Raw genomic sequence first — 23,633 nt, 5'->3', positions numbered from 1 at the left:
GATTAAATGAAAAAGAAAAAACTAGAAGACAATCCATTTATAATAATATTAATCTTAAACTTGATAATATTCGCTGCTGTTCTAATTTCAACTTTTTCTTTTTTATTAAGTTTATTTGTTTTAGTACTATTCAACTTGTACTTATTAATTAGGTATATATACAAAAAAATGGGCAAGCTAGAATCATTTGATGATTTCACTGAAAAGGTATTAAGTACCTTTGAAAAAATAGATAAAAAGATTAAACATTTTTTTGCTGAAAATCGCATAACAGTATTTATTGATCATTCATTCACTAAACTAAATAAGCAGTTAATGAAAATTAACATTGTGATTAGATACTTAATCATTAAATTACTACAACTAACCTTCTTTGTTATCGAATTCACCACTGGTTCATTTAATATATGGATTATTCTAATGTCGATAGTATTAATCAAGCTTGTTACTGAAATGACTAAATTTAACAATTTTGAAGATAATGCTATTGAGTTAATAGTATGGATCCTTATAACCGGATGCTCAATCATTCAGTTAGGCTTTATTATTTTTAATTAATATTGAAAATGTAAATATTGAAATAACTAAACCAAAAATAAATACTCCAATATTATTACCTAAAGTTTTAATGAAAACAAAAATACCAATTAATGTAATTAATGAAGAAAATAACAAAATAATCCAAAAATGTTTTACAATATTTTCTTTTAGAAATGATTTAATTTTTCTTTTACGTTCAATTCCAATTTGTTCTCTTAAATCATCAATTTTACCTATAGCTAATGCATTTATAACACCAATTATTAATATGAATACTCCTGAAGCACCTAATTTAATAATATTTAATGACTCCCCAAGCATTAAAATAACAAAAATAAGATCAATCACTAGTAATAAAGTACTAATGGGTTTTATTGTTTTAGCTAAATCTTTCTTTCTCAAATATTCTCTCATTCCATTGTCCTCCTTCAATAACAAGTCTAAAGAAACATCATAATATTCACTTAACTTAATTAAGCTAGTAATGTCAGGATATGTTTTTTCATTTTCCCAACTAGAAATTGTTTGCCTAGAAACTATCATATGTTTTGCAACATTTTCTTGAGTTAAATTATTATCTTTACGTGCTTGTTTTAAGCGATTACCAAATTTCATATTTATCACCTCTTATTACTAATTAAATATAATTTTTATGTAGATATAATGCTAGCAATGATTTCTTGCAACGCTGCTATATTAACATTTAAAAAGCACTTAGAATTTTTTCTAAGTGCTTTTTTATTCAACTAGCTTAAACGTTTCATTGTAATTACCATTAGATAATTCAAAGGATCTTTTATTATTTATATGACCTTTAAGCTTATTATCTAGTAAAATTTTATTGCCAGATACCGTGTAATGACCACTTTGTAATTTAAGCGGTAATTTACCTTTATTTGGTACAGAATAATAATTATAATTTTTAAGCATAATTTCACTTTGATTTGAAGAACCTACATAAAATCCATTAGATAAATGCGGACGATTTAGTAGAAAAATACCAGATAGTATTAAAAATATAATAAAAACGAGTCTAAATAATTTCTGCATAAAATATCCTTTTTCAATAATTTATTTTTACTAATACTAACATAATTTTAGAACAATTATATTTTATTTTTTCAAAACGTTAAGCTTTTTATAAAAGCATTACCATTTTTGCGGCTTTCTAAGAAAATTAAAACCTTTTAATCGTTAAGTATGCACTATTCAAATTACTTTTCAAGAATGTAATTACACTATATGTATGTGTTAATCTAGAAATGGACACAATTTATAGTGTAATTTTTTATTTTGAAAGGTTATGTACAAATGTTAGACACTCTATTCAACCATTTAAATGTTATCAAAAAAACTGGAGATAAAACTCCATTTTATAAATACAAAATTGATTATATTTTTGATCAATTAAAATTTTCAGATGAACAAAGAAAAAATTTCTTTGAAAAATTAAACTTATTAACAAAAGATCAAAATGAAATCACTGCTGTACATATTCATGATTTTATTATTCAATTTCTAGAAGAAAATAATCTTCTAAATGAAAAACAACAATATCTAAATTTTCAAGCTAAAGATAAAGAGAATTTTGCCGAAGCGACTGATGTAGAACATCGTATCAATCAATTATTTGGACGAGAAGATCGTGTTGTGCATGAAAATGCAAATAAAGATAGTAAAGTTTTCAATACGCAACGTGATTTAGAAGCTGGTGCGGCAAGTAAAGCGATTGGCTTAAAAATGCTGCCAGAAATGGTAGCTAAGGCTCATCTACGTGGTGATATTCATTGGCATGATTTAGATTATTCACCTGCTACTCCAGAAACTAATTGCTGTTTGGTTGATTTTAAAGAAATGTTAACCAATGGTTTTAAAATTGGAAATGCTGAAGTTAAGTCGCCTCGTTCAATTCAAACCGCTACTGCCCAAGTTTCACAAATTATCGCAAATGTTGCTTCCTTACAATATGGTGGTTTATCTTTTGATCGCGCTGATGAAGTCTTAGCTCCATTTGCTGAAATTAATTATCAAAAACATTTAAAAATCGCCCAACAATGGGTTCCTGAAGATGAACAAGAAGCATATGCAAAAGAAAGTACTAAGCAAGACATCTATGATGCTATGCAATCATTAGAATATGAAATCAATACCTTATATTCTTCACAAGGCCAAACCCCATTTACCACAGTAAGTTTTGGCTTGGGTAAAAATTGGATTGAAAAAGAAATCCAAATTGATATTTTAAAAATTAGAATTAAAGGTTTAGGTAAAGAACGTCGGACTGCTATTTTTCCTAAACTAATTTATACCCTAAAAAAAGGCTTGAACTTAAAACCAAATGATCCTAATTATGATGTTAAGGAATGGGCGATTGATTGTGCCACTAAACGTATGTATCCAGATATTTTAATGTATGACAAGCTCTGTGAAATCACTGGTAACTTCAAAGCCCCAATGGGTTGTCGTTCATTTGTCCCTAAATGGGTTAGTCCTGAAGGCGAAGAAATTAACGCTGGGCGCATGAACTTAGGTGTGGTTACTGTTAATTTACCAAGAATTGCATTATTCGCAAAAGGTAATCAAGAATTATTCTGGAAAATTTTTGATGAAAAGTTACGTATTGTTCATCAAGCAATGGCATATCGCATTGAAAGAACTAAACAGGCTAAACCCGATAATGCCCCACTATTATATAAATATGGTGCTTTTGGAAAACGCTTAAACTCAGATGATGATGTTGATCAATTATTCAATAATGAACGAGCAACTGTTTCACTAGGTTATATTGGTCTTTATGAAGTTGCGACTTCTATGTATGGACCTGATTGGGAACATAATCAAGAAGCTCATGATTTTACTGTCAGCATTGTCCGTGAATTAAATAATCTATGTAAAAAATGGTCTAAACAAAGTGGATACCACTATAGTTTATATTCAACTCCTGCTGAATCATTAACTGATACTTTTGCACAAGATGATATTGAAAAATTCGGTAAAGTTAAAGATATTACTGATAAGGAATATTACACTAATAGTTTCCATTATGATGTTAGAAAACGCCCTAATCCATTTGAAAAATTAACCTTTGAAGAAGCCTATCCTCACTATGCATCAGCTGGTTTTATTCACTATTGTGAATACCCTAATTTAAAACAAAATCCTAAAGCGCTAGAAGCTGTTTGGGATTGGGCATATGATCATGTTGGATATTTAGGTACTAATACTTCTATTGATAAATGTTTCAAATGTGGTTTTAAAGGTGACTTTAAAGCTACTGCCCGTGGATTTGAATGTCCGCAATGTGGAAATCATGATCCTAAGTATTGTGATGTGGTTAAAAGAACTTGTGGTTATTTAGGTAACCCCCAAGCACGTCCAATGGTTCATGGTCGTCACGTTGAAATTTCATCACGTCAAAAAAATATGTCGAAAGGAATGATTAAAGATGTCGCAAATGAAGAGACAGCCAAACAATCCAAAGCCTAAAGAATGGCTTGCTGATAATTTAAGTTTACAATATATCGCTGATTACAAGCCATTTAATTTTGTTGATGGTGAAGGCATTCGTTGCAGTATTTATGTAAGTGGGTGTAATTTTCATTGCCCTGGCTGTTACAATGTGGCATCACAAAATTTCCATTACGGACAACCATACTCAAAGGATTTAGAAGATCAAATTATTGAAGATATGAAGGAAGATTATGTTCAGGGCCTAACTCTTCTAGGTGGTGAACCATTCTTGAATACCCAAGTTTGTTTACAATTATGTAAACGTGTCCGTAAAGAATTTGGTCATACCAAAGATATCTGGTCATGGTCCGGTTATCGTTGGGAAGAATTAATGAAAGAATCGTATGATAAATTAAAATTATTATCAATGATTGATATTTTAGTTGATGGTCGTTTTATGGAAGATAAAAAAGACTTAACTTTACAATTCCGTGGTAGTTCCAATCAACGTATTATCAACGTCCCTGAATCATTAGAACAAGATACAGTTATTATTTGGGATAAGTTAGTTCACTAAGGGAGTCAGCTATTGTTAGAAATTAAAAATTTACATGTCAAAATTAACGAAAACGACAAAGAAGTTATTAAAGGTTTAAATTTAACCATTCCAGATGGTGAAGTCCATGTCATCATGGGCCCTAATGGAACTGGTAAATCTACCCTTTCGCAAACTATTATGGGATCACCAAAATATAGTATTACCAGTGGTGAAATTGAATTTAATCATAAAAAATTAAATGATTTAGCAACCGATGAAAGAGCACGCCTAGGTTTATTTATCGGTATGCAATACCCAACTGAAATTAGCGGGGTTAAAAATGTTGATTTTATTCATGCTGCCATGAATGCAATGAAACCTGCTGAGCAAAAAGTCAGTGTTTTAGAATTCATGCACCGATTAGATAAAGTCATGGACTTTCTAGATATTCCAGAAGATTATACGGATCGTTATTTAAATGAAGGATTTTCTGGTGGAGAAAAAAAACGTAACGAAATTCTTCAAATGATGATGATTCAACCCCAATTAGCTATTTTAGATGAAATTGATTCCGGACTAGATATCGATGCTTTAAAAGTGGTATCCAAAGGAATTAATGAAATGCGTGATGATAATTTTAGTGCATTAATTATTACTCATTATGATCGTATTTTAAAATATGTTCGTCCTGATGTAGTCCATGTCATGATGGATGGGCGTGTAGTAATCAGTGGTGACTATCATTTAGCAGAACAATTAGAAGCTGGTGGATATGCTACCCTTCGTGATCGCTTAGGCATTGATGCAAAGTTGGTGGATGATTAATGAGCCTATCAATTCAAGAATTTGCAAAAAAAAATAATGAACCACAATGGTTAGCAGTTAAAAGAATGGTGGCTGCCAAAATGGCACCAAATTTTGCTATTGATAATCAACAACGTAATTTTAATTTTGCCAAGCCAAACTTAAATCAACAAAAAATCAATTTCAGTAATCAAGCTAGTGATCAGCATCAAAAAGATGGAGTCATTGCGATGGACTTATTTGCAGCGGCTAATCAATTTCCCGAATTAATCCAAGAGAATTTTATGGAAAAGGCTATTTATTGGCGTGATAATCAATTAAATGCCAATCATCTAGCATACTTACAGTCTGGTGGATTTGTTTTTATTCCCGATAATAAATATATTGATGAACCAATTAACATCAGTAATTTAATTCAACATGATAATCAAGAGAAGCACCTGTTGATTATTGCCGCTGCTGGTTCAGCATCTAATATTATTTTTGAAGATAAAAACACTAATATTGAAAATGACCGCTTAATGATCGAAGTACTTTTAGGTGATCATGCTAAAGTGAACTTTTATGATGCTGCTTTATCAAAAGCACAAAATACCCATCGGGTTTTGAACGCTTACTTAGCACAGAATGCCGAATTAAATACTTATACTAGCCTCTTTAACCATTTTAATAGTCGTTATGACAGTAATATTGATTTAGACGGGGTTGGTAGTTTAGCAACCATCAACTTAATTAACTTAGCTGATAAGCAACAAAAGCAGTTAATTAAAACTAAGATTGTGAACCAAAGTGAACATACTAGTGGAACCATTAATGAACGTGGCATTGTAGCCGATGAAGCTAGAACTATTTGTGACACTACTGGTCAAATTAAACAAGATGCGCCGAATAGTTATTCAGACCAAACAAATCGTTTACTAACCTTATCTAAGGAAAGTAAAGGGAAAATTGATCCTATTTTGCTCATTGATAATCATGATGTTATTGCAGGCCATGCAGCTAGCGTCGGTAGAGTTAACGCTGATCAATTATATTATCTAAAGACTCGTGGGATTCCCGCCAAAGAAGCTCGTTTATTACTTACTCGTGGATTTTTAATTCCTTTAATTAATAAGTTTCCTGATGAAAAGATCAGAAAACAAATGATGATTAACTTAGAGGAGCGCATCAATGGATAATCAAAAAATTAGAGCAGATTTCCCAATGTTAATAAAGCACCCAAAGTTCATATATTTTGATAATGCTGCGACTACGCAAAAACCTCAATCAGTAATTAATGCTGTAACTAATTATTATGAAAATAATAACTTTAACGTTCATCGTAGTGTTTATTCAGCAGCCGAAAAAACTACTAAAATGTTTGAAGATTGTCGGATAAAGGTTGCTAAATTTATTAATGCTAAAGATAGTAAATCCATTGTTTTTACGGCTGGGACTACCCAAAGTATTAATAAAATCGCAAATGGTTATTACAAATATAATTTAAAAAAAGATGATGAAATTGTCGTATCAATTGCAGAGCATCACAGTAATTTATTGCCATGGCAAAATATTGCCAAACAAAATAGCGCTAAATTAAAATTCATCGATATTAATCAAGATGGTACTCTAAATCTTGAATCTGCCAAAAAAGTTATTAATGCTAAAACTAAATTAGTTGCTATTACGGCCGTTTCAAATGTTATAGGCACGACTAATAACTTAGAAGCTTTAATTAAGATTGCGCATCAAAAAAATGCAGATTTTTTAATTGATGCAGCTCAAGCTACTCCTGAGATAAAAATTAATATCCAAGCATTACAACCAGAGTGGTTGGCATTTTCTGGACATAAAATGTTGGCACCAACTGGAATTGGTATTTTATATGGTAAAAAAGAATTATTAGAACAAATGCATCCTACCCAACTTGGTGGTGAAATGATTGAACATGTTGATAAGGATAATTTTAAAGCAAAAGATATTCCTTATCGTTTAGAAGCTGGCACCCCAAATATTGAAGGTGTCATTGGTCTATCCGCAGCAATTGATTATTTACAAAGTCTCGGCATGCATAACATTGAAAAATATTGTCAAAATTTAGGTCAATACTTATATGATCAATTAACAAAAATTAATGGAGTTACAGTATATGGACCTAAAAAGAGACAAACTGGCATTGTTTCATTCAATGTCGATAACATTCATCCCCATGATGCCGCAACTTATTTAGACTTTAATCATATTGCCGTTAGAGCTGGACAACATTGTGCCGAACCACTTACCCATAAATTAGGTGTAAACGCTACCTTGCGCGCTAGTATGTATTTTTATAACAATAAAAGTGAATGTGATGAACTAATTCAACAGATTATTGAAATGAGGTCATTCTTCAATGGAAATTAGAGATTTATATCAACGCATTATTTTAGAAAATGCTAAAAAGTGTCCAAGTGAGCAGATTCAAAATCCATCTGTTCATTTACATAATCCAACTTGTGGCGATGATATTTCAATAAGCTGTCGGTATGAAAATCATATTTTGAAAGCAATAAACATTAATGCTGATGGTTGCATTATTTTTAAAGCGGCAACTTCCTTTATGAAGGCTCTTTGTATTAACAAAACAAAAAATGAAATTGAAGAAATTGTGATGAACTTTTCTGAATTTATGACTAATGATAAAAAAATCAATAAACAATTATTGGATGATGCGGTTGTTTTACAATCAGTATCACATTTACCAATGCGTATTAAGTGTGCAATGTTACCATTTAAAGCAATTTATCAATTAGTGAATGGAGATGATAATAATCGATGACTCAATTAAAAATTTAAATGATGATTATCAATATGGATTTAAGGATAATTTCAATCCCCTTTATTCAACCGGTGATGGATTGAGTGAGGATATTATTCGTGAAATATCTGCTCATAAAAATGAACCTAAGTGGATGTTAAACATTCGCTTAAAAGCATTTAAAATTTATCAAAAATTACCCATGCCTGATTTTGGCCCTGATTTATCCGACTTAGATTTAAATAAAATCAGATATTTTCAACGTGCATCGGACCATGTTTCAAGAAATTGGGATGATGTACCTGATAAAATCAAAAATACTTTTGAAAAGATTGGGGTCCCAGAGGCTGAAAGAAAATATTTAGCTGGTGCCGAAGCACAGTATGAGTCAGAGGCTGTCTATGCCAATATCAAAAAAGAATTTAAAGAAATGGGCATTATCTTTAGTGATACTGATACTGCTCTTCGTGAACATCCAGATCTAGTAAAAGAACATTTTGGTAAACTAGTGACTCCACAAATGAATAAATTCGCAGCTTTGAATACTGCCGTCTGGTCTGGTGGTGTTTTCTTGTATATTCCCAAAGAAGTGCATGCTAAAATTCCTATTCAAGCTTTCTTTAGAATTAATGCTGGACGTACTGGTCAATTTGAAAGAACTTTAATTGTTGTTGATGAAGATGCTAGTGTCAATTATGTTGAAGGTTGTACTGCTCCCAATTATTCAGAAGATAGCTTACATGCTGCAAATGTCGAAGTATTTGTTAAGAAGAATGCCTTTTGTCGTTACACTACCATTCAAAATTGGTCAGACAATGTTTATAGTTTAGAAACCAAACGTGCCTCAACTGATGAAAATGGCACGATGGAATGGGTCGATGGTAATTTAGGCTCAAAAGTAACCATGAAATACCCTAGTATTGATTTAAATGGTCCCCATGCAACCGGTACGATGTTATCGATTGCTTTTGCAAGTAATAATATTTATCAAGATACTGGCTGTATTATGCGTCATCATGCACCACATACTTCATCAAACGTGATATCAAAATCTATCTGTAAATCTGGTGGAATTTGTAATTACCGTGGAACTATTCGTATGAATAAAGACGCTCATTATTCTAAATCGCATATTGAATGTGACACTATTATTATGGATGATGATTCTGCGAGTGATACTATTCCTCATAACGAAATCAATAATGGCGATTCAGAAGTTGAACATGAAGCAAAAGTTTCTAAGATTTCTGAAACTGATTTGTATTATTTAATGAGTCGTGGACTATCAGAAAGCGAAGCTACGAAAATGATTATTATGGGCTTTATTGAACCCTTCTCAAATCAATTACCAATGGAATATGCAGTAGAATTAAATAAATTAATCGATTATCAAATGGAAGATTCGGTTGGTTAATTAAATGATAGTTAATGAAATGTTTCATGTGAAACATTTTGTTAGCTATTTTTTAATATATGTTGACTTATATTACAATAGTGTTACATTATAGTTACAGAGATGTTAAGAAGGTTTGAAAGAGGGATACAATTTATGAAATTATTTAATAAAAAATCCGTATATTTATTTGCAACAATTATCGCCTTATCAACTGTAACTAGTTGGATCTCAACTAATGCTAGTCAAAAAAACAATAAACAAAGTACCAAACAAGAATATAGTGCTAAAACTATTACTAAAAATAGTAAGTGGGCTAATCGCCTAAGTAAAAATGGATATGTGTTCAGAATTAAGAAAAGCCAAATGGATTACTATGATGGTGAATTTACAAGAAATTTTAGTCATAAAAAACCATCAAATTATAATATTAAAGATGTTAAAAAATTCGCTAATTCAAATATGAATTTTAGAGTTAATCATATCTGGAGCTATAAAAATGGACTAGAAGTTAATGTTACCTCACAATCTGGAAAAGTTAGTGGCTGGATTAATTACAATGACATTTATAACAAAGAACGCAATAATAAAAACTTAAGAAAATTAGTTCAATTAGAAAATAATATTTGCGATAAGGCAGAAGACGTTACCTTCTACCAATATGAAGGTAAAAAGCTGCACGCTAAAAAAATTAATCAAATTAAAGAATCAATTAATACTGATTTAAAAACTGCAATAAAGCTAACTAATAAATTAAGTGATCACAGCCAAATATTAGCTCAACAATCAATTAAAGAAATCAAAGTTTTCATTAACAATAGTGATGTTAAAAACATCCCAACATTATTAGTTGGACGTATGTAGTAAAAAGCTCAAAGCATTTCGCTTTGAGCTTTTTGTGCACTAATCTTCAATTTCTTTAATCACTTTTGCGGGCACTCCACCTGCAACTACGTTATCGGGAACATCTTTAGTAACTACAGCTCCAGCTGCAATTACCACATTATTTCCAATATTTACTCCTGGAACAATGGTTACATGCCCACCTATCCAAACATCATTGCCAATATGGACAGGAAAAGCTTGACCTAAACCTTTATTGCGAGCCTTAGCATTAATAGGATGATTAATTGTATAAATACCAACATCGGGCCCAATTAACACATTGTTTCCAATAATAACATCATTGATATCTAAAACCGTTAGATTATAATTTGCATAGAAACGAGATCCCACATGTATATTTTGACCATAATCAAAAGCAAACGGTGGTTGAATATAGACATGTTCATCATAACTACCTAGCATTTCTTTGATTTTATTTTGCTGTTCATTCTCATTTAATGAAGGAATTTCAGCAAATTCACTGCACAATTTTTTGTATTTTTGCTTTCTTTTCGAAAAAGCCTCATCAAAAAGTTCAAACCATTCGCCATTTTTCATTTTTTCAAATTCGGTCATTTAAATTGAGCTCCTTTAAATTATAATTAACGGTATTTTACCCCTCTAATTAAATTTTTAAACCATCCTTCATTATTATTTTGTAACATAAGTCCTTTATAGACTTTAGAAATAAAGTAAGTTAGTCCAATAATAAATATGATTAAGATGAATAAAGAAATTAGGCCTTCATAAATATTAGCTTGATTGTTAATCATTCTAATTGGCATGAAGAAATATGATGACAATGGGAAATAAGAAAGGATTTTAGGAATAATGCTGTTACTGTTATTTTGAAACATAATAGAAAGTACAAAAAGTATGATCACAATCATAAATACTGGTTGCCCAGCTTTATTAGCATCTTCCCTTCTAGAAACTAAAGATCCAGCAGTAGCTGACAAAATAATCCCCAATAGTAATCCAAAAATAATGAATAATAAATTAATATTAAATAAATTACTTACTATCTGATGAACATAATTTGAATTTTCTTTGATAAAACTTTTGGCAAAATCTGCTTGAGATAAAAATGCATAACTGCTAAACAACATAATCAAATATATAGCAAATTGTGTTAACATCATGAGAACAATTCCAGTAATTTTACCTATAAAATATTTAGTAGCGGTAGTACTACTAAAAATAACTTCAACTAATTTAGAGCCTTTTTCCTTTGAAATTACGGTAGCAGTTATTGATGAATAGAAAAATAAGAAGAAGTATAGAATATATATTAATAATTGTAATGACCCCATCTTGATATCATTATCATCAGATTTATTATCATTACTTCGGCTTTTTACATAGTTATAAAATGATGGCTTATTGGATAATTTTTTGATTTGTTCTGATGTTAAATTATTATTACTTAAATTTAATTTATTTTGATGTAATGATAAATTTTGCATTAAATCATCCCTAACACCTCCATCAATGGATTCATTTCCGATATATTTGGCTGTATATTTATCATTATTTTTTGTGACTTTTACATAACCATAAATATCGTCATTCTTTAATTTGTGTTTTGCCTGTTGTTCAGTTTTAATAGATGAATCAATTGAATCTCCATCTTTTTGAACAATGGATTTTTTAATTCCACTATCTGCAATTAAAGCAATTTGATTGGTATCATCATTCCCAGATGAAGCTGCGTTCTGATAACTAATCAATCCAACTATGACGATAAGAGCAATAGCAATAATTGGTAATAAACATAGAATGATAAAACTCTTAGATTTAACTTGATTTACATAAGTCTCTTGAACAATCGCCTTAAATTTATTCATTAGTTTCACCAACTTTTTCTCTAAAGATTTCGTCTAACGATGGTGGTTGTTGGCTAAATTCCTCAATATATTCACCTTTACTGATTAATTTAAATAATTCAACTCCAGCATCTGGATTAGATAATTTAAGTTTATATTTTTCATTATCACGAACAAATACAGTTTCGACACCTGGTAATTGCCTTAATTCTTCCTTCGGCATTGGCGTTGTTACATACAATTCATTTTTACCAAATTGATTTCTAACAGCTTGAACACTACCGTTTAAGACAACCTCGCCATTTCTAAGCATTACTAAATCATCACATATTTCTTCAACATTATTCATATTATGGCTAGAAAAAATAATTGTGGCTCCATTAGCTTTTGCTTCTAAGATAGATTGTTTTAATAAATCAGCATTAACTGGATCCAAACCACTAAATGGTTCATCTAAAATAATTAATTTAGGCTCATGAATTAATGTACAAATTAATTGAATCTTTTGTTGGTTACCTTTTGATAATGATTTTAATTTTGAATTTAAATCACCTTTAACATCAAATTTTTTCATCCAATTTTTAATTCTAGGTTTAGTCCAATTAGCCTTACGATTTTTTAGTTTGGCAAAATAAACAATTTGTTGTTGAACTGTGGCTTTTTCCATGAGACTACGTTCTTCAGGTAAATAACCAATTTCATCAAATGTTTTTTCATTTATGGGGTTACCATTCCATGTTATTTCACCATTGTATTTAATAAAATCTAAAATACTATGAAACGTTGTAGATTTACCAGCACCATTTTGACCAATTAATCCTAAAATACGACCATCTTTTGCATCAAAATTTACATCGTTTAAAGCATGTAAATTATCAAAATATTTATCTAGTTTACTTATATGTAAGATAAAGTTCATCTCCTATTTCATTTTTTAATACGAATTCTCCATTGAATGTACATAGCAATACCAAAAACAATACCACCAATGATAAAAATTATGAATCCTTTTTCTGGTTTAAAAAATGCTAGATAAAATGATTTTCCATCTATAAAGTGTTCCATTACAGCATTCCATAAATACATAAATAATCCGAAATATATTGCTGCCCCAAAGCCCTTATATATGGCACTTTTGTGGGCTATTTTATATGATATAGCATCATTAACATCTAATTCTGTTAGCTTTGCTTTATGAGTAGCTATAGAAATATAAATACTTAATATAACTAAAAATACCACATTAACCATTGCATATATAGATCCTGCATATTTGTTATGAATACCATATATAACAAAAAATAAACTAGATATACATATATAAAACAAACTAACTATAAATGAATTATTTCCAATTCTGCGCATCTCCTGTTTTTTATATTCATCTAAGGGACCAGATATGCCATAAAATAACATCATATATTTTGTAAATAAAGATTCCTTATTTTTCATGTTATTCCTCCTAAACTTTGTATCTAATACTTTTTCAAAATAATAAATAAATTTAAAGATAAATTATAGGCAATTATTTTTTAACTTTACATATATGTTTTATTTCATTTTTTTCGTACGATTTTTCATAATAAGATACATAAATAAGCACCAAAATACTGTTTCTAATATACATTGAATCAAATATCTTTTAGTAGGATGAATTATTTGATTTAAATAAGACTCATGATCTACAACAACAGATGTAAGAGGATTAATTAAATAAATCAATAACCCAAAAATAATTCCACTAATTATCATTCGATATTTTATTTTTCTTTTTTCGTTTTTATAATTATTTTCTGAAACTTCATTTATAGTTATTTTAGATCTATAAGATGCAATCATTATATAAAAACTAATGGACATTAAAAAAATGAAATTAACTCCACCATAAATAATTACAGCATGTCCTGGATGATTATATCCACAAAAAAAGAATATAAAATTAGATATCATTAAATAAATCCAACAAATAATAAATGAATTATTGCCAATGCGATTAATCTCTTGACGTTTATACTCATCTAAAGGTCCAGTAATTCCATAAAATCTTTTAATACATTTAGTTAAAAAATTTTCCTTATTTTTCATCTTCTTCCTCCCAAAATAGTCCATTCAAATCTGTACCTAATACTTTGGCCAACCTGATACATAGATTTAGTGATGGATTATATTTATTATTCTCAATTAAGTTAATCGTTTGCCTTGCTACCCCAATTTTTTGTGACAAAGCAAATTGTGATAATCCTTGTTTCTCTCGATATTCGCGAACACGATTCAAAATCACTCCTCCAATTTAGTCACATATATGTTACACATAACATAAAACTAATTCATAATTTTGTCAAATATATATGACAAAATAAAACAGTAACCTTGATTAAGATTACTGTTTTTATAATATTTTATTTAACTAAATGCAATGGTTCTTCACCTTTAATAATTTTAATTGCATCGATTGATGATATTAAATCCATGTTTTTAACAGCGTCGTCTGTGTAAAATCCAATATGTGGAGTAACTATTACATTGGGCATTTGTAAAAGTTTTGATAAATGTTTATTTTCAAATCCTTCATTAGACAAATCAACACCTGTAATACCAGCTTCGCCTTCAAATGTATCTACTGCAGCGGCAGCAAGTTCTTTATCATCTAATGCCTTAATTAAATCTGAAGTATTAACAACTGGTCCACGAGAGGCATTAATAAAAATAGCATCGTTTTTCATTTGCTTGAATTTATCAATATTCATGAAATGATGCATAAAATCAGTCATTGGCGTATGCATAGTCACAACATCAGCTTTCGTTAACAAAGTATCATAATCTACATATTCAACGGTATCAAATAATTCTGGTCGTTTCACTGGATCAGAAACAATTACTTTAGATCCTAATGCTTTAAAAATACGAGCAACTGCGCTACCAATTTTTCCAGCACCAATAATGCCGACAGTAAGATTATGAATTTCTCTAGCTTGTAATCCATTCCAAGCAAAATCAGAATTATCTTCACGCAAATGTGTTTCACGTAAGTGACGTAATAACGCCATCACATCAGCTAAAACCAATTCACTGACCGAACGTGGTGAATATGCTGGAACGTTAGTGATTTTAAGATCATACTTCTGCGCCTCTACAAAATTAATGATGTCATAACCAGTAATGCGCAATGAAATTTGTTTTATGCCAAAATCATGAAGTTTTTTATAAATTAGTGGATCATCAATCTTGCCATGTTGTTGCACTGTAATGCCGTCAACCCCCTTTGCCAAATCTACAGTATCTAAATTTAATGGCTTATCGGTTGTCTTAATTTCAACGTCATATTTTTGCTCAATTGCTTTTAAATTTTCTAATTCATCTGCTCTAACTGAATACATTAATAATTTCATATTTAACCTTCTTGTTTAACAAAATTTTGGATTCTTTTGATTGCTTCTTTTAAATTATTTTCACTAGTGGCATAGCTGATACGAATATATCCAGCGCCACCTTCGCCAAATGAACTTCCTGGAATCACACCCACTTTAGCTTGATGGGCTAATTGACGACTAAATTCAAAATCATCTTGAGTAAATTGTTCAGGTATTTTAGCAAAAATATAAAATGCTCCAGTGGGTTTAGAACTAATAAAACCCGATTTTGACAATCCAGATCTCAGTAAATTAAGTCGTTTTGCATAAATATCTCTCATTTTTATACCATCATCAAAACCATTTTTTAAAGCTTCAAGCGCTGCAAATTGGACATTATCAGTAACTGACGTCACTGCATATTGATGAACAACATTAATCATATCAATCAAATCTGCTGGCGCCATAATGAAACCAATTCTCCAACCAGTCATTGCATGTGATTTGGATAATCCATTCAAAACAATTGTCTGTTCGGGAATAAATTTTGCAATTGAAACATGTGGTTTACCATAAGTCAATTCACTGTATATTTCATCACTAATACAAAAAATTGAACTATCTTTTATAACTTTGGCCAATTCTTTAAGCGTTGTTTCATCATAAGATATTCCAGTTGGATTCCCAGGAGAATTAATAACAATTGCTTTTACATTTTCATTTTCAGCTAGTGCTTGTTTTAATTTTTCCGGCGTTAATATAAAGCCATCTTTTGATGTATCAACTTCAATTAAATGTGCACCATGCAACTGAATATTATCCATGTATAACGGAAAAGCTGGTGTTGGTACAATCACGCTATCTCCTGGATTTAAAATTGTAGCTAAAGAATCAAAAATTCCTTCAGTCACTCCAGCTGTAGTAATAATTTGTGTATTTGAATCATAATTGAGTCCATATTTTTTAGCAAAAAAGTGGGCAGCAGCTTCTCTCAATTTTAAAATTCCGCGTGGATTAGTGTAGTGACTATAATTATCGTTAATTGCATCTATTGCAGCATTTTTAACATGCTCAGGAGTATTAAAATCTGGTTCGCCTAAAGTTAGCGGAATCAACCCCTCTTCTTTCGACAATTCATCATTGAAACCTAAAATTGGATTAGGTTTAATTGCTTTTAAATTTTTATTAATGTTTTCAATCATATAAATCACCTACAACAATTATTAGAAAATAATTAGAATAATTATCAAAATTCTAATCTTATAAGAAATAATTGTCAACATAACAAATAAACTTCAAATTTAAATTGACTTATTAAAGATATGAACTATAATTCTATGTAAGGTTTTATAACAAATGAATGTTTAGGAGATGCTTGTAATGAGAATCGAAGAAGATTGCGTTGGTAAAATGGAAGTTCCTGATAATGCTTTATATGGTATTCATTCGCTTAGAGCTGTCGGTAATTTCCCGATCACTAAGGACTTAGTTCATCCCAAAATAATTGAAAGTTATATTCAGATCAAAAAAGCCGCAGCAAAAACAAATTACGCTGCAAATACACTAGATGTAACAAAATATGACATTATCATAAAAGCTTGTGACCGGCTATTAAAATCTGGCGATCAATCTGGATTTATTACTCCTGCAATTCAAGGTGGTGCCGGTACATCAACTAATATGAATACCAACGAAGTAATCGCAAATTTAGCAATGAAAATAGATCCAAATATATTTGTCCATCCAAATGATGATGTAAACCAATCCCAATCTACTAATGATACTTATCCTACTGCCGGTAAAATGGCCATGTTAAAATTAATTCCGGGTCTATTAGGTGAATTAAACAGATTAGTGACCACATTTAAAGAATTAGGATTAAAGTTTTCAAAGACCATTAAACTAGGAAGAACTCAATTACAAGATGCGGTGCCTACTACATATGGTAAAAGTTTCCATGCATATGCATCGTTATTTAATCGCGATATCAATCGGATTAAACATGCTAGTGAAGAATTAAAAACTATTAGCATGGGTGGAACCGCTATTGGAACTGGTATGAATGCTTCTAAATATTATCAACAGCATATTGTGGAAAACATTAATAAATATTCAAAAATGAATTTAAAATCGGATCAAGATTTAATCGATGCGGTTCAAAATACCGATCATTTTGTTACATTTTCAGCAGCATTAAAAACCTTGGCAGTTGATTTATCCAAAGTAAGCAATGACTTAAGATTATTAGCAAGCGGCCCACAATCTGGTTTAAATGAATTACGTCTTCCTAAAAGGCAAGCTGGTTCATCCATTATGCCTAACAAAATTAACCCTGTCATTCCAGAAGTAGTTAATCAGGTTGCTTTTGAAGTCATTGGCTTTGATGCAACCGTCACTGCTGCATCTGAGGCCGGACAACTTGAGTTAAATGCTTTTGAACCAATTATGTTTAAGAGTATTTTGACAGCCGAAGAGCATCTAACTAATGCGATGCAGACATTAATTAATAATTGCTTAAAAGATATTGATGTTAATGATGATAAGTGTAGAGAAGATGTTAAAAAATCAGCCGTTACGGCAACTATTCTTTCACCAATATTAGGTTATGTACAAACAACTAAAATTATTCAAGAATCTTTGAAGAAAAAAATATCTGTGAAAGATATTCTATTAAATCGTAATATTTTGGATAAAACAAAAATAGATAAATTGTTTGCACCAAAAAATTTAGTAAATGGTTAATAAAAAGGAGCAGTAATTTTTTAATTATTGCTCCTTTTTTATTCAGAATATTTAGTAACTCGTTTTTTAATATAGTTTGCGATTATCATTGATAAAATAAATATTAATAAACATGTTAATGCACAAATAATGAATAATGAATGATAAGATGTAATATCAATCAAGATTCCACCAACTAATGGACCAATAGCTTTTCCCACCGAAGCCCATGCATTTGTTAAGCCTTGATACTTCCCTTTAACTGAAACGGGTGTTAATTCATTAACTAAAGCTGGAATAGCTGGAATTACTGAAGTCTCACCTAGAGTCAAAATGATCATTGAAATAACGAAACCTAAGTATGAGTGCATAAAAATAAGGGTAAAGAAAGATAGTCCAATAAAAATAATCCCAAAGTAAATTTGAAAATACAGACTATCATAATACTTTGCAATCCAATTAATAATTAGTTGAAATATAACTAATAAGAATGCATTAAGCGTCCATAATAAACTGTACATACTCATTGGAATCCCCATGCCAGTTATATATACAGACATATTGGAAACCCACTGTTCATATACAATCCAAATAACCGCCAAGCTCACAAAAAAGGTCATAATAATTACCAAATTTGGTTTGGGTAGTTTAACTTTTTTAGTATCAGTTTTCTTAATTAGTGGATGAATAGAATTAGGTTTATTATAAGTTAAAATTGCATTAAAACCGTAGATAATAAGAATAACGGTCGATAATATAAAAACTGAACTAATCCCAATCGGATAGAGCAAACCAACTGCCATGGTTCCAAAAACGACCCCTACATTTTGTGCTAAATACAACATATTAAAAATAAACCGGCCTGATTTCATTTTAACTGTTGTCCCCAATGAGTTAATCATCGTTAAGTTCCACCCAGTTGAAAAACCGAATAAAACTAAACCAATTGGATATGCAGGCCAGCCATTGAAAAAGATTAAACCGGCAGATACCAAAATAGAAAATATAATTCCTAATATTGTTAATATGTATCGATTATGCCGATCAAATAATTTTCCACCAATATAATTACCTAATACATTAGAAGCTGAGTATAAAAATAATATAATGCCCACTTCGGTTAAACTTTTGCCTAAATTATCATGCATATAAACGGTCGTAAGTGGCCAAACGGTACTCACCGCAATATTATTAATCAATGAGCCCATAAATAACCAATGTAATTTTATTTCATTCATCAATTCACCTTCTTTTTCCTTTATTTTATTATACAAAAAAATTCTTAGCTATATTGGCTAAGAATTTAATTTTTATTCATCTTGATTATATGCAATCGATGAAAATTTATTATGCGACTTAATAAAAAGTAATTTCGCAGTTCCACGTGGACCAGAACGATTCTTTTCAATAATGACTTCAACTTCACCAACATCATTATTTTCTTGTTCATCGCCATCATCCTCATCGTCGTCATCTTCACGTTCGTAATAATCATCACGATATAAAAACGCAACAATATCGGCATCTTGTTCAATTGAACCAGATTCACGAATATCAGATAAAACTGGACGTTTGTCTTGACGTTGTTCAACTCCACGAGAAAGTTGGGACAAAGCAATCACTGGGACACCTAATTCCTTCGCAATTTTTTTTAATTGTCGTGAAATATATGATACTTCTTGTTGACGGTTTTCTTTATTTCCACCATCAATTAATTGTAAATAATCAACTACAATTAATCCAAGATTACCGGTATCTTTTGCCAAGCGACGTGATTTAGCACGAATTTCAGAAATTTTAGTTCCCGCCGTATCATCAATGTAAATACTAGCATTCGCTAAACTTCCCATCGCAATCATCATGTTATTCCACTCTTCATCAGATAATTGACCAGTTCTTAAATGATTGGCATCAATACTACCTTCAGCACAAATCATACGATTAACTAATGATTCAGCACTCATTTCCAAACTAAAAATGGCTACGGTTTTATCAGTCTTAGTTCCAACATTTTGGGCTAAGTTCAATGCAAAAGCAGTTTTTCCAACCGCTGGACGAGCAGCCAAAATAATTAATTCATCTTCGTGCAATCCAGTTGTCATTTTATCTAATGCCGGATAACCAGTTGAAAGCCCTGTAACTTCAGTCGTACTTTCTGCTAAATCTTCAATATTGTTTAAAGCATTTTTTAGAACTTCACCGATTTCTTGAAAACCAGTATCATTACGATCTTCTGAAACATTTAAGATTGATCTTTCTGCTTCATCTAATAAGTCATCGATATTGTCATTATTATTATAACTTTCGGTCACAATATTAGTAGCAGTTTTAATCAGTTTTCTAGCAACTGCCTTCTTACGCACATTCTTGGCATAATACATCGCATTTGCTGCAGTTGGAGTTGATGATGCTAAATCAGCCAAATAGGCCACTCCACCAGCATCTTCTAATTGTTTTTGACCATCTAATTCAGAACGTAAAGTAGAAGCATCAATCGGTTGATCTTCATCAGATAAATGAACCATCGCTGCATAAATTAATTGATGCGCACGTTGATAAAAGTCATCAGGCTCTAAATACTCCTGCGATTCGGGTAATTGGTCATTATCTAACAGAATCGCACCCAAGAGTGCTTTTTCAGCTTGAACATCTTGAGGAGGAGTTTGGGTATTTAAATAATCATTACTCATATTAATCCTCTATTTTAAATCCAGAGAACTATTTTTCACTAACATGAACACGCATAGTAGCAGTTACTTGCTTATGCAATTTAACTGGAATATTTGTGTAACCAAGTGATTTAATAGGTTCTTTTAGTTCAACCTTACGTTTATCAACCTTAAGATTGTGTTGTTTTTGCATTTCATTAACAATTTGCTTAGATGAAACTGATCCAAATAAACGACCATCAGCACCTACTTTAGCAGATACTTCAACAACATTTTTATCGTTTTCTAATTCAGCTTTCAAATCTTTAGCTTCTGATAATTCAGCTGCAGCTTCTTTCTTTTCAGCCTTCTTTTCACCATCTAATTGGCTCACTGCTGAGTTAGTTGCAGCCTTAGCCTTATTACGTTTAATCAAGAAGTTTTGTGCATATCCATCAGGTACGTTTTTGATTTCTCCACGTTTACCTTTTCCGCGTACATCTTCTAAAAATATAACCTTCATACAATATCACTCCTCTTATTATTCTGCATACAATTATAAACTTAAATGAACTTTTTTTAAATTATGTTTTATTAAGAATCTTCATTTTCTTCAGGAGCTTCTTCAGACTTAGCTTTCTTAATAGCTTCATCTAACATCTTATCAACTTCATCAATCTTCTTATCAGCAATTTGGGTCGCACCACTAGATAGGTGACCACCACCACCTAGTTCTTCCATGACTCTTTGAACATTGACTTCACCATTACTTCTAGCAGAAATTCCAATTAAATCATCTGGACGATGAGTAATGACGAATGAAGCACTAACACCAGACATATTTAATAATGAATCAGCAGCTTGTGCAGCAGTTACTGGATCATATACTTTATCTTGTTCTCCAGAAACAACCATCATATTTTTCTCATCACTAATAAAACGAGCTAATGAAATTAAATGCATTCTAGCCATATAACTATCTGGATTTTCCTGCATAAATTCTTTCATTTCACTAGAATCAGCTCCCGCAGAGCGCAGGTAACTGGCTGCATCGAAAGTTCTCGTTCCAGTTCTTAAAGTAAATGATTGCGTATCAATAAAGATTCCCGTTAACATCGCAGTTGCTTCAAGTTTGTTAATTGGTTCAGCATCTTGTGATTGATATTCAAACATTTCAGTAATTAATTCACAAGTCGATGAAGCATATGGCTCGATGTAAACTAAAACTGGATTTTCAGGGAATTCTTCACCACGTCTATGGTGGTCAATGATCATAACTTTATTTTCAAGTCGTTCATATAACTTAGAAGAAACACTCATTGAAGGCTTAGAATGATCAACCATAATTAGTAAACTGTTATCAGTTGCTTTTTGTAAAGCTTCATCAGGAGTAATGACGTCATTCTTCAATTCATCATCCTCTTGAATTTTATTAATTAATCTTTGCACATCAGAATGGAAAGTTCCCTCTGGAATAACAATATAACAATGTTTGTTATTCATTTGAGCAAGCCGATGCATTCCCATACAAGCACCAATTGAGTCCATATCTGGTTGACCATGCCCTTGTACAAAGATTTGATCAGATTCTCTGAATACTTCTTGTAATGCTTGTGAAATCATACGAGCACGGACTCTAGTACGTTTTTCCATGGGATTAGTTTTCCCACCATAGAAACGAGCTTCATGATCCTTTGCTTTCACAACCACCTGATCTCCACCACGACCAAGTGCTAAGTCTAAATCACTTTGTGCTTGTTCAGCTAATTCATTTAAATTATCTTCACCATAGGCAATTCCAATACTCAACGTTAATGGAAAGTTTTGTTTAGATGTAGATTCACGAATAGTATCTAAGATATTAAATTTATCAGATTCAATATCTTTTAATATCTTAGAATAAGTAAACATAATATAGTGATCTTCATCAACTTGTTTTATGAAGAAACCAAACTTTTGTGCCCAAATATTCAACTCATTAGTAACGTAATTATTCAAGTTGGATATTTCTTGATCACTCATAGATTGAGTTATTTCATCATAATTATCTAGAAAAACTTGCCCAATAGAAATCTTTTCATCACTATAGTCTTTTTCAATTTGGTAGTATTTAGTTATATCAACCATATAAGCAGTGTGATATTCTTTTTGAATCAACAAGGTAAAATAATGATCTTGCCACTTAACTGTTGCATTATCTGGATTATTCCAATTGTTTGTTAGAATATCATTTAACTCTGGATTAGTATCTTCCAAATTGGCACCTAACAAGTCTTGATTACCAAAATAAGGCATTAAATATGGGTTAACCCATTCGATTGCACCATTTTCACTAACAATGATGACACCAACCGGCATTTCTAATAATGCTTCTTGGTCACCACGATTAATTCGATATGATAAATCAGAAATATAGTTTTCAGTGCTTTCACTTAAATCATTCATCTTTTTAAAGATATAAGATAGAAGTACACATACAGCAACTAAGAATCCAATTCCGATAATGAAATTATATAAAAATGAGACTACTAAACTAAAAATTGATAGTAAAGTTAAAGCTAACGTAATCCATCTTAAAATCTTATTTTTAAGGAAAGGTGGTAAGTTAGTAAATGAAAACAATTTTTTCATTGTAACTCCTCTTTTATACTGTTTTTGTATTTCTATTTTATCACAAAAATTATGTAATAAAAAAACTGAGA

24 protein-coding genes are annotated in these 23,633 nt (G+C 30.8%); 10 read left to right on the top strand and 14 right to left on the bottom strand.

All coding sequences use genetic code 11. The features are described from left to right. The first annotated feature begins 6 nt into the window (after positions 1-6). Entirely contained in the window at positions 7-558 is a 552-nt protein-coding gene (locus C7N44_RS05755) for a hypothetical protein (protein WP_105956959.1), read from the top strand. Here the strand turns inward: C7N44_RS05755 and C7N44_RS05750 are convergent. Together C7N44_RS05750 and C7N44_RS05745 are read right to left on the bottom strand one after the other, a co-directional pair. Then, the gene (locus C7N44_RS05750) at positions 535-1,155 is read right to left on the bottom strand and encodes a helix-turn-helix domain-containing protein (RefSeq protein ID WP_105956958.1); all 621 of its coding nucleotides are present in this window, start codon (positions 1,153-1,155) and stop codon (positions 535-537) included. The genes C7N44_RS05755 and C7N44_RS05750 overlap by 24 nt on opposite strands. Before the next feature lie 123 nt (positions 1,156-1,278). Further along, positions 1,279-1,590: a hypothetical protein gene (locus C7N44_RS05745; RefSeq protein WP_105956957.1), complete on the bottom strand. Its 312-nt coding sequence runs from the start codon at positions 1,588-1,590 to the stop codon at positions 1,279-1,281. A gap of 261 nt (positions 1,591-1,851) precedes the next feature. Here C7N44_RS05745 and nrdD point away from each other — a divergent pair, with 261 nt between their 5' ends. The 8 genes from nrdD to C7N44_RS05705 all read left to right on the top strand — a co-directional run bounded on the left by nrdD (position 1,852) and on the right by C7N44_RS05705 (position 10,365). Further along, positions 1,852-4,026, top strand: coding sequence for an anaerobic ribonucleoside-triphosphate reductase (gene nrdD, locus C7N44_RS05740; RefSeq protein WP_105956956.1), 2,175 nt, complete (start codon positions 1,852-1,854; stop codon positions 4,024-4,026). Next, positions 3,986-4,567 (top strand): anaerobic ribonucleoside-triphosphate reductase activating protein, encoded by a 582-nt coding sequence (gene nrdG / locus C7N44_RS05735; protein WP_105956955.1) that lies wholly within the window; start codon positions 3,986-3,988, stop codon positions 4,565-4,567. The genes nrdD and nrdG overlap by 41 nt, the downstream gene beginning before the upstream one ends. 12 nt (positions 4,568-4,579) lie before the next feature. Next, positions 4,580-5,353, top strand: coding sequence for a Fe-S cluster assembly ATPase SufC (gene sufC / locus C7N44_RS05730; protein WP_105956954.1), 774 nt, complete (start codon positions 4,580-4,582; stop codon positions 5,351-5,353). Beyond that, entirely contained in the window at positions 5,353-6,510 is a 1,158-nt protein-coding gene (locus C7N44_RS05725) for a SufD family Fe-S cluster assembly protein (protein WP_105956953.1), read from the top strand. The genes sufC and C7N44_RS05725 overlap by 1 nt, the downstream gene beginning before the upstream one ends. Beyond that, positions 6,503-7,714 (top strand): aminotransferase class V-fold PLP-dependent enzyme, encoded by a 1,212-nt coding sequence (locus C7N44_RS05720; RefSeq protein WP_105956952.1) that lies wholly within the window; start codon positions 6,503-6,505, stop codon positions 7,712-7,714. Before C7N44_RS05725 ends, C7N44_RS05720 begins: the two co-directional genes overlap by 8 nt. Continuing rightward, positions 7,704-8,129: a Fe-S cluster assembly sulfur transfer protein SufU gene (gene sufU / locus C7N44_RS05715; protein WP_105956951.1), complete on the top strand. Its 426-nt coding sequence runs from the start codon at positions 7,704-7,706 to the stop codon at positions 8,127-8,129. Before C7N44_RS05720 ends, sufU begins: the two co-directional genes overlap by 11 nt. Next, positions 8,113-9,522 (top strand): Fe-S cluster assembly protein SufB, encoded by a 1,410-nt coding sequence (gene sufB / locus C7N44_RS05710; RefSeq protein ID WP_191983098.1) that lies wholly within the window; start codon positions 8,113-8,115, stop codon positions 9,520-9,522. The genes sufU and sufB overlap by 17 nt, the downstream gene beginning before the upstream one ends. 135 nt (positions 9,523-9,657) lie before the next feature. Then, the gene (locus C7N44_RS05705) at positions 9,658-10,365 is read left to right on the top strand and encodes a hypothetical protein (RefSeq protein WP_105956950.1); all 708 of its coding nucleotides are present in this window, start codon (positions 9,658-9,660) and stop codon (positions 10,363-10,365) included. Between the two features lie 39 nt (positions 10,366-10,404). On the opposite strand, the gene C7N44_RS05700 is transcribed toward C7N44_RS05705, so the two are convergent. The 8 genes from C7N44_RS05700 to C7N44_RS05665 all read right to left on the bottom strand — a co-directional run bounded on the left by C7N44_RS05700 (position 10,405) and on the right by C7N44_RS05665 (position 16,764). After that, complete coding sequence (locus tag C7N44_RS05700) at positions 10,405-10,962, bottom strand: sugar O-acetyltransferase (RefSeq protein WP_105956949.1); 558 nt, start codon at positions 10,960-10,962, stop codon at positions 10,405-10,407. Positions 10,963-10,988: 26 nt separating this feature from the next. Further along, a complete protein-coding gene (locus C7N44_RS05695; protein WP_105956948.1) occupies positions 10,989-12,233 on the bottom strand; it encodes an ABC transporter permease in 1,245 nt (414 codons plus the stop codon). Beyond that, positions 12,226-13,122, bottom strand: a complete 897-nt coding sequence (locus C7N44_RS05690) for an ABC transporter ATP-binding protein (protein ID WP_105957004.1) — start codon at positions 13,120-13,122, stop codon at positions 12,226-12,228. Before C7N44_RS05690 ends, C7N44_RS05695 begins: the two co-directional genes overlap by 8 nt. A 17-nt stretch (positions 13,123-13,139) precedes the next feature. Next, complete coding sequence (locus tag C7N44_RS05685; protein ID WP_105956947.1) at positions 13,140-13,664, bottom strand: DUF3278 domain-containing protein; 525 nt, start codon at positions 13,662-13,664, stop codon at positions 13,140-13,142. A 99-nt stretch (positions 13,665-13,763) separates the two neighbouring features. After that, positions 13,764-14,297: a DUF6773 family protein gene (locus C7N44_RS05680; RefSeq protein ID WP_157945056.1), complete on the bottom strand. Its 534-nt coding sequence runs from the start codon at positions 14,295-14,297 to the stop codon at positions 13,764-13,766. Beyond that, complete coding sequence (locus C7N44_RS05675) at positions 14,287-14,487, bottom strand: helix-turn-helix transcriptional regulator (RefSeq protein ID WP_105956945.1); 201 nt, start codon at positions 14,485-14,487, stop codon at positions 14,287-14,289. The genes C7N44_RS05680 and C7N44_RS05675 overlap by 11 nt, the downstream gene beginning before the upstream one ends. A gap of 124 nt (positions 14,488-14,611) precedes the next feature. Continuing rightward, positions 14,612-15,601 (bottom strand): D-2-hydroxyacid dehydrogenase, encoded by a 990-nt coding sequence (locus tag C7N44_RS05670; protein ID WP_105956944.1) that lies wholly within the window; start codon positions 15,599-15,601, stop codon positions 14,612-14,614. A gap of 2 nt (positions 15,602-15,603) precedes the next feature. Continuing rightward, entirely contained in the window at positions 15,604-16,764 is a 1,161-nt protein-coding gene (locus tag C7N44_RS05665; RefSeq protein WP_105956943.1) for an aminotransferase class I/II-fold pyridoxal phosphate-dependent enzyme, read from the bottom strand. Between the two features lie 178 nt (positions 16,765-16,942). Between C7N44_RS05665 and C7N44_RS05660 the strand changes: the two genes are divergently transcribed. Then, the gene (locus C7N44_RS05660) at positions 16,943-18,304 is read left to right on the top strand and encodes an aspartate ammonia-lyase (RefSeq protein ID WP_105956942.1); all 1,362 of its coding nucleotides are present in this window, start codon (positions 16,943-16,945) and stop codon (positions 18,302-18,304) included. A gap of 38 nt (positions 18,305-18,342) precedes the next feature. Here the strand turns inward: C7N44_RS05660 and C7N44_RS05655 are convergent, their stop codons facing one another. From C7N44_RS05655 to C7N44_RS05640, 4 genes are all read right to left on the bottom strand, one after another. Then, complete coding sequence (locus C7N44_RS05655; protein WP_105956941.1) at positions 18,343-19,521, bottom strand: MDR family MFS transporter; 1,179 nt, start codon at positions 19,519-19,521, stop codon at positions 18,343-18,345. Between the two features lie 72 nt (positions 19,522-19,593). Continuing rightward, positions 19,594-20,973: a replicative DNA helicase gene (gene dnaB / locus C7N44_RS05650; RefSeq protein ID WP_105956940.1), complete on the bottom strand. Its 1,380-nt coding sequence runs from the start codon at positions 20,971-20,973 to the stop codon at positions 19,594-19,596. Between the two features lie 28 nt (positions 20,974-21,001). Next, the gene (rplI, locus tag C7N44_RS05645) at positions 21,002-21,454 is read right to left on the bottom strand and encodes a 50S ribosomal protein L9 (RefSeq protein WP_105956939.1); all 453 of its coding nucleotides are present in this window, start codon (positions 21,452-21,454) and stop codon (positions 21,002-21,004) included. A gap of 71 nt (positions 21,455-21,525) precedes the next feature. After that, positions 21,526-23,562, bottom strand: coding sequence for a DHH family phosphoesterase (locus C7N44_RS05640; RefSeq protein ID WP_105956938.1), 2,037 nt, complete (start codon positions 23,560-23,562; stop codon positions 21,526-21,528). Positions 23,563-23,633 lie beyond the last annotated feature (71 nt).

Source organism: Apilactobacillus quenuiae, assembly GCF_002994005.1.
Classification (GTDB): Bacteria; Bacillota; Bacilli; order Lactobacillales; family Lactobacillaceae; genus Apilactobacillus; species Apilactobacillus quenuiae.
This window is presented reverse-complemented; position numbering and strand designations above follow the sequence as displayed.

What these genes read in the sequence shown, in the direction of transcription:
- C7N44_RS05750 (WP_105956958.1), bottom strand. Translation starts at nt 1,155, where the DNA reads ATGAAATTTGGTAATCGCTTAAAACAAGCACGTAAAGATAATAATTTA.
- C7N44_RS05660 (WP_105956942.1), top strand. Translation starts at nt 16,943, where the DNA reads ATGAGAATCGAAGAAGATTGCGTTGGTAAAATGGAAGTTCCTGATAAT.
- C7N44_RS05680 (WP_157945056.1), bottom strand. Translation starts at nt 14,297, where the DNA reads ATGAAAAATAAGGAAAATTTTTTAACTAAATGTATTAAAAGATTTTAT.
- C7N44_RS05685 (WP_105956947.1), bottom strand. Translation starts at nt 13,664, where the DNA reads ATGAAAAATAAGGAATCTTTATTTACAAAATATATGATGTTATTTTAT.
- nrdG (WP_105956955.1), top strand. Translation starts at nt 3,986, where the DNA reads ATGTCGCAAATGAAGAGACAGCCAAACAATCCAAAGCCTAAAGAATGG.
- C7N44_RS05695 (WP_105956948.1), bottom strand. Translation starts at nt 12,233, where the DNA reads ATGAATAAATTTAAGGCGATTGTTCAAGAGACTTATGTAAATCAAGTT.
- C7N44_RS05745 (WP_105956957.1), bottom strand. Translation starts at nt 1,590, where the DNA reads ATGCAGAAATTATTTAGACTCGTTTTTATTATATTTTTAATACTATCT.
- C7N44_RS05655 (WP_105956941.1), bottom strand. Translation starts at nt 19,521, where the DNA reads ATGAATGAAATAAAATTACATTGGTTATTTATGGGCTCATTGATTAAT.
- C7N44_RS05640 (WP_105956938.1), bottom strand. Translation starts at nt 23,562, where the DNA reads ATGAAAAAATTGTTTTCATTTACTAACTTACCACCTTTCCTTAAAAAT.
- C7N44_RS05700 (WP_105956949.1), bottom strand. Translation starts at nt 10,962, where the DNA reads ATGACCGAATTTGAAAAAATGAAAAATGGCGAATGGTTTGAACTTTTT.
- sufU (WP_105956951.1), top strand. Translation starts at nt 7,704, where the DNA reads ATGGAAATTAGAGATTTATATCAACGCATTATTTTAGAAAATGCTAAA.
- C7N44_RS05725 (WP_105956953.1), top strand. Translation starts at nt 5,353, where the DNA reads ATGAGCCTATCAATTCAAGAATTTGCAAAAAAAAATAATGAACCACAA.
- sufB (WP_191983098.1), top strand. Translation starts at nt 8,113, where the DNA reads ATGATAATAATCGATGACTCAATTAAAAATTTAAATGATGATTATCAA.
- nrdD (WP_105956956.1), top strand. Translation starts at nt 1,852, where the DNA reads ATGTTAGACACTCTATTCAACCATTTAAATGTTATCAAAAAAACTGGA.
- dnaB (WP_105956940.1), bottom strand. Translation starts at nt 20,973, where the DNA reads ATGAGTAATGATTATTTAAATACCCAAACTCCTCCTCAAGATGTTCAA.
- C7N44_RS05720 (WP_105956952.1), top strand. Translation starts at nt 6,503, where the DNA reads ATGGATAATCAAAAAATTAGAGCAGATTTCCCAATGTTAATAAAGCAC.
- C7N44_RS05705 (WP_105956950.1), top strand. Translation starts at nt 9,658, where the DNA reads ATGAAATTATTTAATAAAAAATCCGTATATTTATTTGCAACAATTATC.
- rplI (WP_105956939.1), bottom strand. Translation starts at nt 21,454, where the DNA reads ATGAAGGTTATATTTTTAGAAGATGTACGCGGAAAAGGTAAACGTGGA.
- C7N44_RS05665 (WP_105956943.1), bottom strand. Translation starts at nt 16,764, where the DNA reads ATGATTGAAAACATTAATAAAAATTTAAAAGCAATTAAACCTAATCCA.
- C7N44_RS05755 (WP_105956959.1), top strand. Translation starts at nt 7, where the DNA reads ATGAAAAAGAAAAAACTAGAAGACAATCCATTTATAATAATATTAATC.
- C7N44_RS05670 (WP_105956944.1), bottom strand. Translation starts at nt 15,601, where the DNA reads ATGAAATTATTAATGTATTCAGTTAGAGCAGATGAATTAGAAAATTTA.